The 14,598-nt window shown below is 64.6% G+C and carries 13 protein-coding genes; 6 read left to right on the forward strand and 7 right to left on the reverse strand.

What is annotated here, in order from left to right; genetic code table 11:
* The first annotated feature begins 8 nt into the window (after positions 1 to 8).
* From GDA49_13585 to GDA49_13605, 5 genes are all read left to right on the forward strand, one after another.
* Positions 9 to 905: a polyprenyl synthetase family protein gene (locus tag GDA49_13585; protein ID MBC6441405.1), complete on the forward strand. Its 897-nt coding sequence runs from the start codon at positions 9 to 11 to the stop codon at positions 903 to 905.
* Positions 906 to 923: 18 nt separating this feature from the next.
* A complete protein-coding gene (locus GDA49_13590; protein ID MBC6441406.1) occupies positions 924 to 2,843 on the forward strand; it encodes a 1-deoxy-D-xylulose-5-phosphate synthase in 1,920 nt (639 codons plus the stop codon).
* Positions 2,844 to 3,020: 177 nt separating this feature from the next.
* The gene (locus GDA49_13595) at positions 3,021 to 3,158 is read left to right on the forward strand and encodes a cell wall hydrolase (protein ID MBC6441407.1); all 138 of its coding nucleotides are present in this window, start codon (positions 3,021 to 3,023) and stop codon (positions 3,156 to 3,158) included.
* A gap of 48 nt (positions 3,159 to 3,206) precedes the next feature.
* Positions 3,207 to 3,335 (forward strand): hypothetical protein, encoded by a 129-nt coding sequence (locus GDA49_13600; protein MBC6441408.1) that lies wholly within the window; start codon positions 3,207 to 3,209, stop codon positions 3,333 to 3,335.
* A gap of 4 nt (positions 3,336 to 3,339) precedes the next feature.
* Positions 3,340 to 4,089: a TlyA family RNA methyltransferase gene (locus GDA49_13605; GenBank protein MBC6441409.1), complete on the forward strand. Its 750-nt coding sequence runs from the start codon at positions 3,340 to 3,342 to the stop codon at positions 4,087 to 4,089.
* A gap of 224 nt (positions 4,090 to 4,313) precedes the next feature.
* Here GDA49_13605 and GDA49_13610 read toward each other — a convergent pair whose 3' ends face one another.
* The 7 genes from GDA49_13610 to GDA49_13640 all read right to left on the reverse strand — a co-directional run bounded on the left by GDA49_13610 (position 4,314) and on the right by GDA49_13640 (position 12,917).
* A complete protein-coding gene (locus tag GDA49_13610; GenBank protein MBC6441410.1) occupies positions 4,314 to 5,183 on the reverse strand; it encodes a phytanoyl-CoA dioxygenase family protein in 870 nt (289 codons plus the stop codon).
* Between the two features lie 115 nt (positions 5,184 to 5,298).
* Positions 5,299 to 5,766: a GMC family oxidoreductase N-terminal domain-containing protein gene (locus GDA49_13615; protein MBC6441411.1), complete on the reverse strand. Its 468-nt coding sequence runs from the start codon at positions 5,764 to 5,766 to the stop codon at positions 5,299 to 5,301.
* 39 nt (positions 5,767 to 5,805) lie between these two features.
* Positions 5,806 to 6,216 (reverse strand): HIT domain-containing protein, encoded by a 411-nt coding sequence (locus tag GDA49_13620; protein ID MBC6441412.1) that lies wholly within the window; start codon positions 6,214 to 6,216, stop codon positions 5,806 to 5,808.
* A gap of 276 nt (positions 6,217 to 6,492) precedes the next feature.
* Positions 6,493 to 9,021 carry an FAD-dependent oxidoreductase gene (locus GDA49_13625; GenBank protein MBC6441413.1) on the reverse strand — a complete coding sequence of 843 codons (2,529 nt, stop codon included), beginning with the start codon at positions 9,019 to 9,021 and terminating at the stop codon, positions 6,493 to 6,495.
* 10 nt (positions 9,022 to 9,031) lie between these two features.
* Positions 9,032 to 10,984, reverse strand: coding sequence for a glutamate synthase (locus GDA49_13630; protein ID MBC6441414.1), 1,953 nt, complete (start codon positions 10,982 to 10,984; stop codon positions 9,032 to 9,034).
* Positions 10,966 to 11,877: a class II glutamine amidotransferase gene (locus GDA49_13635; GenBank protein MBC6441415.1), complete on the reverse strand. Its 912-nt coding sequence runs from the start codon at positions 11,875 to 11,877 to the stop codon at positions 10,966 to 10,968. The genes GDA49_13630 and GDA49_13635 overlap by 19 nt, the downstream gene beginning before the upstream one ends.
* 416 nt (positions 11,878 to 12,293) lie before the next feature.
* Entirely contained in the window at positions 12,294 to 12,917 is a 624-nt protein-coding gene (locus GDA49_13640) for a class I SAM-dependent methyltransferase (protein ID MBC6441416.1), read from the reverse strand.
* Positions 12,918 to 13,077: 160 nt separating this feature from the next.
* Here GDA49_13640 and GDA49_13645 point away from each other — a divergent pair.
* A partial coding sequence (locus GDA49_13645; protein MBC6441417.1) for an ankyrin repeat domain-containing protein occupies positions 13,078 to 14,598 on the forward strand: 1,521 nt, incomplete at its 3' end.

Below are 14,598 nucleotides of genomic sequence, written 5' to 3' on the forward strand. Positions count from 1 at the left end.
CCGCCGTCATGGACCGACCTGTCGACATCGGCGACGTGCTCGTTGCAAACGCCGACCGAGTCGAGGCCATGCTCGACCGCTTGTTGCCCGCTGGCGAAGGCCCCGAACGCCCGCTGCTTGAGGCCATGCGTTACGCCTGCCTGAACGGTGGAAAGCGCCTGAGGCCCTATCTGGTGACGGCGACGGCGGCGCTCTTCGATGTCGCGGATGAACATGCCCTGCGCACCGCGGCGGCCGTCGAGATGCTGCACTGCTATTCGCTGGTCCACGACGACCTGCCGGCGATGGACGACGACGAGCTCCGGCGCGGTCGACCGACCTGTCATATCGCCTTCGACGAGGCGACGGCGATTCTTGCCGGTGACGCACTGTTGACGCTGGCCTTCGGCATCCTGGCCGATCCCGCAACGCATCCCGATGCGAGTGTCAGGATCGAGCTGGTGCGCGGGCTGACCGACGCCGCCGGCGCTCATGGCATGGTGGTCGGCCAGATGATCGATCTGGTGGTCGAACACCGTGCGGTCGATGCCGCCACGGTGGAACGGCTCCAGGCGCTCAAAACAGGCGCCCTGATCATGTTTTCCGCCGAAGCCGGTGCTCTGCTCGGCAAGGCGGACCCGGACGCCCATGAGGCGATCCTCTCCTATGGCCGCGATCTCGGCTTTTCCTTTCAGATCATCGACGACCTGCTCGATGAGGAGGGCGATCAGGAGGCCATGGGCAAGGCGGTCGGCAAGGACGCTGCGGCGGGCAAGGCCACCCTTGTCGCCGTTCTGGGCAAGGACGAGGCGCGTACGCGGGCCGAGACTCTCGCAGCCCGCGCTGTTGAATCTCTCGAACCGTTCGGCGAGTCTGCCGAAACCCTGCGTGACCTGGCGCGTTTTATCGTCACGCGCCGAACCTGACTTGAGAGCACGTCTGACGTGACCATCTCCAATTCGACCCCATTGCTCGACCGCATCAAGATTCCGGCAGACATGCGCGACCTTTCGATCGAGGAGCTCAAGCAGCTTGCCGACGAATTGCGGCGCGAGACGATCGATGCGGTCTCGACCACCGGCGGCCACCTCGGTGCGGGCCTCGGCGTTGTCGAACTGACCGTCGCCATCCATCACGTCTTTGATACGCCGCATGACCGTCTGATCTGGGACGTTGGGCACCAGTGTTACCCCCACAAGATTCTGACCGGCCGACGCGACCGCATTCGCACCCTGCGCCAGGGCGGCGGCCTCTCGGGCTTCACGAAACGGGCCGAGAGCGAGTACGACCCCTTCGGCGCGGCGCACAGCTCGACATCGATTTCGGCGGGGCTCGGCATGGCGGTGGCGCGCGACCTGCAGGGCGACAGTCGTGAAGTGATCGCTGTCATCGGCGATGGCGCCATGTCGGCCGGTATGGCCTATGAGGCGATGAACAATGCCGGTGCCCGTGATTCGCGCCTGATCGTCATTCTCAACGACAACGAGATGTCGATCGCTCCGCCGATCGGTGCGATGAGCGCCTACCTGGCCAAGATTCTTTCATCGCAGACTTACCGCTCGGCCCGTCATGTCGCCAAGGAGATCGCCGCACGCTTCCCGAAGACCGTCGAGACCACGGCGCGCCGCTTCGAGGAGTATGCAAAGGGTATGGTAACCGGCGGCACGCTGTTCGAGGAGCTGGGCTTCTACTACATCGGCCCGGTCGACGGGCACGATATCGAGCAGCTCGTGCCGATCCTGAAGAACCTGCGCGATACCGACGAGGACACACCAGTCCTGATCCACTGTATCACGCAGAAGGGCAAGGGTTACGAGCCTGCCGAACAGGCCGACGACAAGTACCATGGCGTTTCCAAGTTCGACGTTATCACCGGAGCGCAGGCCAAGCCGACACCCAAGGCGCCAAGCTACACCGGTGTCTTCGCCGAAGCGCTGATTGCCGAAGCCGAAGCCGACGAGCGCGTCTGCGCCATCACTGCGGCCATGCCGTCGGGCACCGGCCTCGACAAGTTCGCCAAGGCCTTCCCCGATCGAGCCTTCGACGTGGGCATTGCGGAACAGCACGGCGTCACGTTCGCGGCGGGTCTTGCGTCCGAGGGCTGCAAGCCCTTCGCCGCGATTTACTCGACCTTCCTCCAGCGCGCCTACGACCAGGTCATCCACGATGTGGCAATCCAGCGCCTGCCCGTGCGTTTCGCCATCGACCGCGCCGGGCTGGTCGGCGCCGACGGCCCGACCCATGCTGGCGCGTTTGATGTCGCTTATCTCGGCACCCTGCCCCATTTCGTCGTCATGGCCGCCGCCGACGAGTGCGAACTGATGCACATGGTGGCCACCGCGGCCGCTATCGACGACGCGCCGTCTGCCGTGCGTTATCCCCGCGGCGAAGGCGTAGGACTTGAGCTCCCCGAGCGTGGAACCCCCATCGAGATCGGACGGGGGAGGATCATGCGCGAGGGAACCACCATCGCCATCCTGTCGTTCGGCGCACGCCTTCAGGAATGCCTCAGCGCCGCCGCCGAGCTGGCCACACGCGGGTTGTCGACCACGGTCGCCGACGCGCGTTTCTGCACACCGCTCGACACCGACCTGGTCGGCCGTCTCGCGCGCGAGCACGAGGTTCTGATAACGATCGAGGAAGGCTCGATCGGTGGCTTTTCGGCCCATGTTCTGAATCATCTGGCCAGGAACGACCTGCTCGACGGCCTCAAGGTCAGGCCGATGATGCTGCCCGCGGCGTTCATCGACCAGGCCAAGCCGCGGGAGATGTACGACGAAGCGGGTCTTAATGCCCCGCAGATCGTCGAAACCGCGCTGATGGCGCTTGGCCACGACCTCTCGGAAACGCCCGCCAGGGCCTGACAACCACACCGATGAGGATCGTAACGCAACGAGGCGGCGCGGGTCCTGGTTCTGCTTGTCGGACACCAGACCGAAGCCCGCGCCGAGGATGGCATCTTCAACCTCTCCGAAGTCGATTGCCTGACGCTCGACACGTACTGGGAAGCCCGCGGCGAAGGCGAGATCGGCCTGCGCACGGTGGCCCATGTCACGATCAATCGGGTCAAGAGTCGGCTCTTCCCCGGCTCGATCTGCGATGTCGTGGCCCAAGGCGGTCAGAACGCCCAAGGCGGTGCTTGTCAGTTCAGCTGGTGGTGCAAGGGGCTTGATGACTGACCCGGCAACATTCGCATATGGCGTGCGGCGCATTCGGTTGCCCGCCGGGTGATGCTGGGCCGCGATACCGATTCCACCGGCGGCGCACTGTGGTACAACACCGATCACGTTTCGCCCTACCGGGACGACGACGACCAACAGACCGTTCAGATCGGGCCCCACATCTTCTATCGTTGAGGCCATGGCGGCTTCCAAACGCATGCGGATCGACCAGCTGCTCGTCCAGCGCGGCCTGGCCGAGAGCCGCACCCGTGCGCAAGCGCTCGTCATGGCCGGCGTGGTCTTCTCCGGCGAGAGCCGGATCGACAAGCCGGGACAGCAGATTTCGCCCGATGCTGCCATCAACATGCGCGGGCGCGACCATCCCTGGGTCAGTCGCGGCGGCCTCAAGCTCGATCACGCCCTGCAGCACTTCGAGATCGACGTCTCGGACAAGATTGCCCTCGACCTCGGCGCCTCCACGGGCGGCTTCACCGATGTGTTGCTGAGCCGTAGCGCGGCGCGCGTCTACGCGGTCGATGTCGGCCACGGACAGCTCGCCTGGTCGCTTCGGCAGGACGAGCGTGTCGTGGTGCTGGAAAAGACCAACGTGCGCACCCTTGATGCCGCTCTCGTCCCCGACCCGCCGGAGGTCATCGTCGGCGATCTCAGCTTCATCTCGCTGACGGTTGGCCTGCCTGCCGCACTCGCGCTGGCCGCACCAGGCGCCGTGCTTGTCGTCTTGATCAAGCCGCAGTTCGAGGCCGGCGCCGATCAGGTCGGCAAGGCCGGCGTCGTACGTGACCGCGCCGTTCACGATCAGGTCTGCGAGAGCATCCGGTCCTGGCTGTCAGACGAGAGCGGCTGGACCGTTCTGGGCATCACCGACAGCCCCGTCACCGGTGCCGCCGGCAACCGCGAGTTCCTGATCGCAGCCAGCAAGCCTGCCTGAAGCCATGGCTTCGTTGCACAACCGCCAGAACGACACGTTCTCGAAGAACTGTCGCAGTGTCTCGGCGGCAGGCGCGACAAGATCAACAGGCTTGTCGTACTCGATGCATCAGCAGGCCTCGCGCGAGGCTTCCAGAAGACCGCGCATAACATCGTGCTCGTTGTACATCCTGGCCTCGGACATCTCCTGTCCGCGCGCCGCTACCCCGCCGATGCCGTCGCCGGTCATAAGGCCGCCTTCAGATAATCGTCGATCCAGGCGCTGCGACGACCGTCTTCGGTCCACAGGATCGGGAAATGGTTCTCGTCCATCAGGCGTACGCCGTCACGGCGCATGTAGCGGCCGTAGACCGGGCCGATCCCGACATTGATGTGTTCCGGTACATACTCGGTTTCCGACGAGATGCAGTGCACCACCAGCGAGCGCCGCGGGTTGCCGCTCCGGTTGGGACCGGAGCCGTGCCAGGTCAGGCCATGGTGGAACGAGCCCGATCCCCTCTTCACGACGATCGGCACGATTTCAGGGTCTTCGATCCCCTCCGCATCTGCGGCCTTGCGCATGAACTCCTGATAGTCCTCCGGGCCGTGGAACTCACCCTCGGGCGGTGACACCGCCCATTTGTGCGAGCCCGAGACCACTTCCATCGTGCCGCCGTCGGCAGCCGTATCGTCCAGCGCGATCCAGCAAGAGAGTATCTCCTGAGGATTCATCCACGGCAGATAGGCCGCATCCTGATGCATGCCCAGGGAGCGGGTACCGGCCGGCTTCCACAAGACATTGTCGACGAACACGCGCGCGCCGGGCCAACCGGCAAGCTGGGCGCAGGCGCGTCCGATGTCCTCGCGCAGGACGGTGCGCGCCACCGTCAGGTTGCCTTTCCATCCGCAGCAGATCTGGCGCGTCAGGCTGGGATCGCTCTTGCCCTCCTGCCAGTTCACCTCGTCGGGGAACACGCCGGTCTCGAAGTTACCCCTGAACATCTGTTCGTAACTCTCGCGGGTCGCGTCGATGGTCGCATCGTCCACGAAGTTCTCACCAAACACGAAACCGTCGTTTCGGAAGCTGTCAATCTGGTCCCGGGTCAATGTGAACATGGCGTCCTCCTCAGGGCAGGCAGTCGATGCAACTCTCGAGGTCCCAGTTGCTGACCTCGGCGTTGAAGCGGTCCCATTCGTCGCGCTTGTATTCGCCATGGATTTCGTAGAGCTCTCAGGTGCAATACTTATCCTCGACGCAAAGCTTCAGAACGCGGGCGCCTGTCACCACGGTGATGTTACGACGACGCCGTGCCGGCATGAGATAGGCGTTCGACGCCGAATGGCGCAGCGGGAAGCTGTGGTCATGGGTGTATTGCGACAGCCCGAAGCCTTGCTGCCGCGTTCCGTTGCAGTCGTTGGTGACGAGGTTGCCGAGCTCGCGGCCTGCCTTGATGAGGGCGATGTAGAGCGGGTTGTCGTCGCGCCCCGGCACCGTGCCCAGCGGACCGCCGGTCCCGCGCCGCACGTTTCCCGGCCCCTTCCAGTTCCCCGACTTGCGGAAACAAGGCAGCACATCGTCGAACGACCCGCCGCGGCAGCCGATCTGGGTCCACTCGTCGTAGTCACGCCCGTGACCCCGGACACAAAGCTGCCCGTTGATCAACGCGGTCGGCCAGAACACATCCGGCGGAGCCGGCACCGACGATGATCACGTCGTTGTCGCGCGCGAGGTTCATGATCAGGCGGCGTCGAGACGCCCGAGGACATCGGCGATCAGCCCAGCGGCCACATTGTCACCATAAGGTTCGGCCTGGCCGGCTCCCCAGACCGGCCCAGGCCAGGCCAGATCGCCCTCGTGCCGCGCAATGACGTGGATGTGGAGCTGGCGCACGCTGTTGCCGAGCGCGGCGACATTCATCTTGTCGGCAGCAGCGACTTCCCGCAGGACCCGCGTGGCACGATCGATCTCCTCGGTCAGCAGGCGGCGTTCGTCGCCCTCAAGATCGATCAGTTCCACGAGCCCCTCACGCTTCGGCACCAGAATCAGCCAAGGGAAACGGCTGTCGTTCATCAGCCGCACGGTGCAGAGGTCAAGATCGCAGACGGCATGGGTGTCTGTATCAAGCTTGGGGTCGAGCGCGAAGGCCATGGCTGATTGTTGCTCCAGATCGCAAAACCACCAAGCGTGGCTTCGAGATACTCGTCGATGCACTCGCGCACCCTCGCGACCGAGACCGCTGTCCTTCATGCCCCCGAACGGTGCGGCTGCCAAGGTCAGGTTAGGTCAGGTTGATGTCATTGATCCCGATGATACCGAAATCCAGCGCCTCGAAGACCAGAGGACGCTTCGCTCGACGGATCGCAGCGCCGTGTTTCAACCCGACCGCAGGAATTGTTTCAGTCGGGCGACAAACCCGCGGAAGACCTAGTGCTTGCCGGCCAGGACGATATCCGTGGCCTCGGCCGTCGCCAGCGTGAGCGCGCGCATGTCTTCGGGCTCGAGGTTGTGGAGATTGGTCTTTCCGGTACAGCGCGCCATCATCGACGCTTCGCCCAAGGCCGACTTCAGGATGTTGGCCACGGCATGGCCGCGCTCATCCTCGCTCAGGTCCGGAGCAAAGACGAGAGCATGATCGCCGATGATCTCACCACCGGCCACGAAGGCCACGGTCATGCCGAACACCAGCGATTTCGAGCCCATGCCAATCAGCTTGGCCGCGTCGGTGCCCGACCGAATCCCGCCGAACCACAGGAGGTCGATCTCCTCCTCCTTGTTCAGGCGGCGAAGGATGCGGATGGCATCGCGCATGAGCGAAAGATCGGGCGGGCCGGCAAGCTCCGGCCAGTCGCGACCGACCGCCGCACTACCGTTGAGCAGCAGAACGTCGAAGCCGTTGTCAAGGCCGAACACGATGGCCTTTTCGAGCGCCTCGGCATGGGACACCGAGAGGCCAAGAAGCTGGTCGTCGTGATGGCGCCTGATATCGCCGGGTGCCGCGAAACGCGGCCCGACAACATGGATCAGGCCGGCCGCCTCGGCGTCGGACGCGATCTGACCGGGGATGACAAGCTGCAGCCAGGGTACGTTGTCGCCGATCGGCTGGACGCCGATGTAGCCGGCCGCACCGGCCTCCAGACCCTTCGCGATCCCGGCCTTCACATCTGCCGGCGCGTTGTCGAAACCGGTGGCGAAGAAGGGTTGGGCGATCTCCATGCGGCCGAATCCGAGATCGGTCGCCACCTTGCAGGCTTCGCGATAGGGATCAATCACCAGACGCGACAGGTTGGCCGGCAGAAAGACCAGATCATCGACCGTAGCCGGGCGTTGCTCCGGGAAGGGATTCTCGCGCGGACGCAACCTTTTGGCGAGCATCTTTGCCTGACGGGCCACATCGGTCCTGTCCATCCGCGCCATCAGGAAGATGTCCTCGCGGTTCTTCACCGAGTAGTCGGCGGAACCGGTTTCGGCATCGCAACGGTAGCAGCGGGCGGCCTCGTTGCGCGCCTCCTCCCAAGTGTAGGTCGACTCGATCTCCGGGAACTCGATGGGGTTCTCGCCGACACCATGGAACGGCGGGTGGTGCAGCCCGAACTTCTCCCAGTTGAGGTCCTGCGCCACCGGCACCCGGCGCGTGCGCCACGGCGTGCGGTAGGACACCGGCACCTCGTTACCCTCAAGGAACGACTTCACGTAGTAGGCTAGGCGCTGGCCGTGGCTCATGGCCATGACGATCGTGGAGCCGCCGAACGCACCGTCTCCGGCCGCAAAGACCTTGGGATCGTCCGTCCGCATTGTCTCCCAGGACGTGTTGACGCGGTCCGAACCCATCAGGGTACCGGTTTCGACGTCGTCGCAGGCGCTAAACTGGCCAACCGCCGCGATCACCATGCCGCAATCGATATCATGCACCGACCCGGCAATCGGCTCGGGCCGGCGGCGGCCTTCCTCGTCGGGCTCGCCCAGTCCGGTCTTCACGCAGCGCAGCTTCAGGCTGTCGTCACCCGCATCAATGATCTCGACCTGTTGGGTGTTGTAGACGAACTCAATGCCTTCCTCGATCGCGCCCTCAAGCTCGATCTTGCGCGCCGGGATCTCGTCGGGACCGCGACGGTACACAACCTTGACGTGTTCACAGCCCGGCAGGCGAAGGGCAGCGCGGCAAGCGTCCATGGCGACGTCACCGCCGCCGATCACAACGACCTCGCGCGGCATCTGCGGGCGTTCGCCGTCGTTCACACGGCGCAGGAACTCGACGCCGTCGATCACGCGCGCGTCGTCCTCGCCGGGGATGCCCATTTTCTTGCCCCACCAGGAGCCGATGGTCAGGCAGACCGCGTCGTGCCGCTCCTTCAGCTGCTGCAGGGTGACATCGCGACCGAGTGCGGTGTTGGTGTGGATCGTGAGACCCGGACAGCGAGCGACGAGCCGGCCCATATCCTCGTTGATGATGCCGGGCGGCAGACGGAAAGCCGGAATGCCCCAGATCATCATGCCGCCGGCCTTGTCGGTCATCTCGTAGACGTCGATCTTGAAACCCGCGACAGCAAGATCGTGGGCGGCGACGAGGCCGGCGGGGCCAGCACCGACAATGCCGACGCTCTGCTCGCGCGTGACCGGTGCCACTTCAGGCTTCCAGCTGACGCCGAGCTTGTCCATGACGAACCGCTTGAGATTGCGGATCTGGAGCGGACCGTCGCTTGCCGCACGGCGGCAGGCCGGCTCGCAAGGCGCATCACAGACACGGCCGCAGATCGAGCTGAACGGGTTGGTCGCCGTGATCGCCTCGAAGGCTTCGTCGAACTTGCCTTCCCATATGTAGCCGATATAGCTCGGCGCATCGGTGCCGACCGGGCAGGCAATCTGGCATGGCGCTGCCACATAGTGCTTGTCATTGGTGTCGTCGGCGAGTTCGGGCGGCAGAAGGTTCGCGCCGCTATCGGTGCTCATGGCCATGGTTGTCTTCCTAACCAGCAGCCTGGAACAGCTCTTCGTTCCGGCGTTCCGGTTCGTAGGGCAGGCCGGTGATTTCGGCCGCCTCGGGGGTCAGTGCCACGAGGTCGTCGCGGCCAAGCTGACGGACATCATTGTGTCCGAGCGCCTTGGTAATCGCAGCAATCTGCCAACGAACACTTTCGAGGAAGGTGTAGATGTGTTGGGCTTCAACCTTCGACTTGTAGCGCGCCTCGTGTTCGGGATCCTGGGTGGCGATACCCGTGACGCATTGCCCGACATGGCACTGCATGCAGGCGATGCAGCCGCCGGCAATGATCGCCGCGGTGCCCAGCGCGATGGCATCGGCACCCAGGCACATGCCCTTCACCGCATCAATGCCGTCGCGCAGGCCGCCCATCAGGACAAGTTCGATGTCGTCACGGCGGCCGATCGACGCCAACGCGGTTTCAGCCTCGCAGATCGCCGAGATCGTCGGGATACCGACATACTCCATGACTTCCGCGCCACCGGCGCCGGTCGAGCCCTGCATGCCGTCGAGTTCGACAAAGTCGAAGCCGTCCTTCACAGCGATCCTGATGTCGTCGTGGATACGACCCGCGCCCAGCTTCACGCTGACCGGCAGGCGATAGCCGGTGGCCTCGCGCAGCTCCTCCACCTTGATGACGAGGTCATCGGCACCGAGGATGTCGGGATGGCGGGAGGGTGAGCGCAGGTCAATGCCCGCGGGAATTCCGCGGATTTCGGCCAGATCCTTGGTCACCTTCTTGGCCATGAGCTGGCCGCCGAAGCCCGGCTTCGCACCTTGGGAGATGTAAATCTCAAGCCCGTCGGCGCGGTTCATGTCGTGGATGTTCCAGCCCAGGCGGCCGCCCAGCATCTGGAAGATCAATTGGCCGGCAGCATCACGCTGGGCGTCGCTCATGCCGCCCTCACCCGTATTCTCGGCAATGCCCGCCATACCCGAGGCGATCGCAATGGCCTGCTTGGCAGAGCGCGACAGTGCGCCATAGCTCATGGGCGCGATCAGCACCGGCATGGTGAGATCGAGCGGGTTGGCACCGTTCTTGCCACCTATCCTGGTGTGCATTTTGACATCGCTGACGGGATCGTCGCCGATCGCCGCCATGGTGATGTCCTTGCGGAAAGCCAGATCGGAAAGATGCGGCAGCTCGCGGGCGCCACCGTAGCCGCGCACACGGTACCGACCGATCTGCGACTTGATGTAGACGTCTTCCTGGATCTTGTGATTCCAGTAGTCGCTCTCGCCGGAGAAATTGAAGTACGGGATCGAGCGGACCTGGCGCTCGGCGGTGCCGTAGCGCAGCTTCTTGCCCGCATTCACGACCTTGCGGAACGTGTTCCTGAAGGGAATCTCGTAGCGATCAAGAAACTCCATGACCTCGTCGATCTCGGCGGAGTCGGTATCGACGACTTCGGCGTCCGAACCCAGGGACTGGAGCTCACCGCCAAGGAAGATCTCGCCGCCGGTCATATCCTCACCGAGACGCTCGCCCGACTGGCCGAGAATGATTATGCGGCCGCCGTACATCATGTAACCCGCCATGAAGTTGGCGTTGCCACAGCACAGCAGCGTGCCCTTCTTCATGACCTGACCGGCCCGGGAGCCCATGTTGCCCTTGATAACCAGGTCGGCGCCACGGATGGCGACACCGGCGATCGCACCGGCGTTGCCACCGACCACGACGGAGCCGCGGTACATGTTGTCGGCCACGCCCCAACCCACGTTGCTCTCGACGTGGAAGCGTGGTGTGTCGGTGAGACCCGCACAAAAATATCCGGCCGAGCCACGGATGTGGATGTCGACCGGATGGATGACACCGACGCCGATATGGTGGCGTGCGTCGGGGTTCAGGACCTCAATGCTCTCGCCGTCGGCGGCAGCTTTGCGTATCTCCTCGTTGACGTCGCGGGTTTCGCGACCGCTCAGATCGATCGTGACCATGTGTTGTAACTTCCCGGCGGGGGTTCACGGGTGTCAAGCGCACGGCCGGGGAACAGCCGATTGAGCGACACCTCTTCGGAGGCGATGGCAATCAGGTCGTCGTTTTCGAACATGATCATCGGTTTGGCGGCCAGCTGGTCCTTGGCATAGCCAATCTCGTCCCTGGTCGAGACCAGGAACGAGAAGGTGCCATCCATGTCGCCGATCGAGCTGGCGAGCGCATCGTTGAGGGCGACGCCCTGGCTCATCTTGTCGGCGAGATAGACCGCGATCAGTTCGCTGTCGTTGTCGGTGACGAACTCGAAGCCACGGCGCTCCAGGCGGCGACGCATCTTCCAGTAGTTCGTGATCTGGCCGTTGTGAACGATCGCCACGTCCGAAAAGCCGGTTGCCCAGAAGGGGTGCGAAGCCTCGGGCTCGACGTCGGACTCCGTGGCAAGCCGAACATGTCCCAGGCCATGGCTGCCCTTGAAGACGTGGACGTCATAGACGTCGTCGACATCGTGGGCGCCACCGACATCCTTGACGATCTCGAGGCTCTCGCCGATCGAGAGCACCTTGGCGGCATGTTCGATGGCGTAGGAGAACTTCTGCAGATCGCCGCCGAAACGCACGATCGTGCGATAGCTGCCGCCGATCCGCTCGTCCTCGACGATCTCCGCACCGTGCTGGGCGAAGACCTCCCTGAGCCGAGCGATGGCGTCGCCGGCCTCGTTGTCGGTGCCGACATAGAAGCGCAGCTTGAGCTGGCCCTGGGTGTCGTCACCGTAGAGCGCGAAGCCCGTGGAGTCGGGACCACGATGCTGACACCCGTCCAGCATGTCGACCAGAGCGCGACCGGTGTCGATCTCGACGCCGTCGCGCTTCAGCAAAATGCCTGCGATTCCGCACATGACTTGATTCCTCCGATGAAACGAAGTTTCCTGGACGTACATTGGTTATATAGCGAGCCAACCCGCCCGTTGCAACGGAAAGCGGCGGATACCGAATGCGAGACGGCCCGGTCATTCCTGTGACCGGGCCGTCTCGAAACGCTTCAGGAGTCACACCGGGATCAGGGCGGTCCGAAGAGGACGTCGTCCGCGACGAGATCGTTGTTCACCACACCGACGATCCGCCGACCTCTGTGAGGTGGTCAGCCACGCGAGATTATGCGGGATGCGGGATGTGTGATGTTTCCGGCCTGTCTGACGCAGGACATCACGCCGACGAACTACGCCGGCACCGGGGGGTTTCATGGCGCTTTCTTCGATCGTTTCGGCGGCTTCGGTCACAAAATCCCCGGTCGGCCGGGATGACATCACCTGTTTCAGAGAACCCTGAACAGCCAGACCCTGTGGCGCAGCTCGGGCTCGCCGCCGGGCATGCCCTGGAAGGGTTCGCTGACATCGATCTGTTCCCAGGTGCCGTCATCGGCCAGCCGCTCGAACGTGCCGATGAAGCCATCCGGCGTCCGGTCGTGGCGCATGGTGAAGCCGATGTAACCGCCCGGCTTCACGATCCGGCAGAGTTCATCGAACGAGCCCGGCGGGGCATGGCCCGGGGTGAAGACACCCGCGCTGAGGACGGCATCGTAGCTGTCGGTGCCGTAGTCGAGCGCCTCGCCCAGCATGCCGGCCCGGATGTTGCGGTAGACGCCGTGCTCGCGCGCGATCTCCAGCATCTCGAGCGAGAGGTCCATGGCATCCAGCGTTGTGAAACCGGCCTGCCTGGCCGCCAGCCCGACCGCACCGGTCCCGGCGCCGGCATCCATGATCGCGGCCTCGTCGGCGAGCAGAGGCCGCACCCGCTCGATCAGGAGGCGCGGACCGGACCATCCGTAGTCGACCATGATCTGCCGGTCGTAGGTCTTCGCCCAGGCGTCATAGGCCTCGCGCAGCTCGTCGAGGTTGGTGGCGTTGTAGAGCCTGTGAAGATTGACGTGATCGCTCATGGCGTAACTCCCTTAATCATCGTGACTATGGCCGCGACTATGGTGCCATCGCTGCGTGGAGGCCACGACCGGACACAGGAAAGCGTGGAGCGACGTCACGTGGTGCGCTATGATTAAGCTAACGTGAAACGATAGCCATTCTTCCAGGGAAGAAACCGATATGGACACGCGGAAATCCGGGGCGCGGGACGAAAATGGATCGACACCGCTGCACTTGGCGGCGCGTTACGGCACAGCAGAGACCATGCAGGCTCTGATCGACGCAGGGGCCAACATCGGGGCGCGGGACGAGCTCGGAAATACACCGCTGCACAGGGCGGCGCGGTGGGGCAAAGCGGAGACCGTGCAGGCCCTGATCGACGCTGGGGCCGACATCGGAGCGCGGAACAGCATCGGATGGACACCGCTGCACAGGGCGGCGATTGGCGACACAGCGGAGACCGTGAAGGCTCTGATCGACGCTGGGGCAGGTATCGAGGCGCGGGCCGGAAACGGATGGACACCGCTGCTCTTGGCGGCGCGTTACGGCACAGCAGAGACCGTGCAGGCCCTGATCGACGCAGGGGCCAACATCGAGGCGCGGATCGTAGACGAATGGACACCGCTGCTCTTGGCGGCGCGTTACGGCACAGCAGAGACCGTGCAGGCCCTGATCGACGCAGGGGCAGATATCAAGGCGCGGGACAAAGGCGGATCGACACCGCTGCTCTTGGCGGCGCGTTACGGCACAGCAGAGACCGTGAAGGCCCTGATCGACGCCGGGGCCGACATCGAGGCGCAGGACGAAGACGGATTGACACCGCTGCAGTTGGCGGCGGGTCTCGGCAAAGCGGAAACCGTGAAGGCACTGATCGACGCTGGGGCCAACATCGGGGCACGGCACATAGGCGGACAGACACCGCTGCACTGGGCGGCGGATGGCGGCAAAGCGGAGACCGTGAAGGCACTGATCGATGCCGGGGCTGACATCGAAGCGCGGGACGAAGGCGGAGGGACACCGCTGCACGGGGCGGCGCGTCACGGCACAGCGGAGACCGTGAAGGCACTGATCGACGCTGGGGCCAACATCGAGGCGGGGGCCGAAAGCGGATGGACACCGCTGCACGCGGCGGCGGGTCTCGGCACAGCGGAGAGCGTGCAGGCCCTGATCGACGCAGGGGCTGACACCGAGGCGCGGACCGACAACGGAGCGACGCCGCTGCACGTGGCGGCGGGTCACGGCACGGCAGAGACCGTGAAGGCCCTGATCGACGCAGGGGCCGATATCGAGGCGCGGGACGAAGGCGGAGGGACACCGCTGCACGTGGCGGCGGGTCACGGCACAGCGGAGACCGTGAAGGCCCTGATCGACGCAGGGGCTGACACCGAGGCGCGGACCGACAGCGGAGCGACGCCGCTGCACGTGGCGGCGGGTCACGGCACGGCAGAGACCGTGCAGGCCCTGATCGACGCCGGGGCCGATATCAAGGCGCGGGCCGAAGGCGGAGAGACACCGCTGCACGTGGCGGCGCTTGGCGTTACAGAGGAGACCGTGAAGGCCCTGATCGACGCCGGGGCCAACATCGGGGCGCGGGACGAACTCGGAAATACACCGCTGCACTGGGCGGCGCGTTTCGGCACAGCGGAGACCGTGGAGACCCTGATCGCTACCGGGGCCAACATCGGGGCCCGGGCCGGAGAC

It is taken from the genome of Rhodospirillales bacterium, assembly GCA_014323865.1.
GTDB lineage: Bacteria > Pseudomonadota > Alphaproteobacteria > SP197 > SP197 > SP197.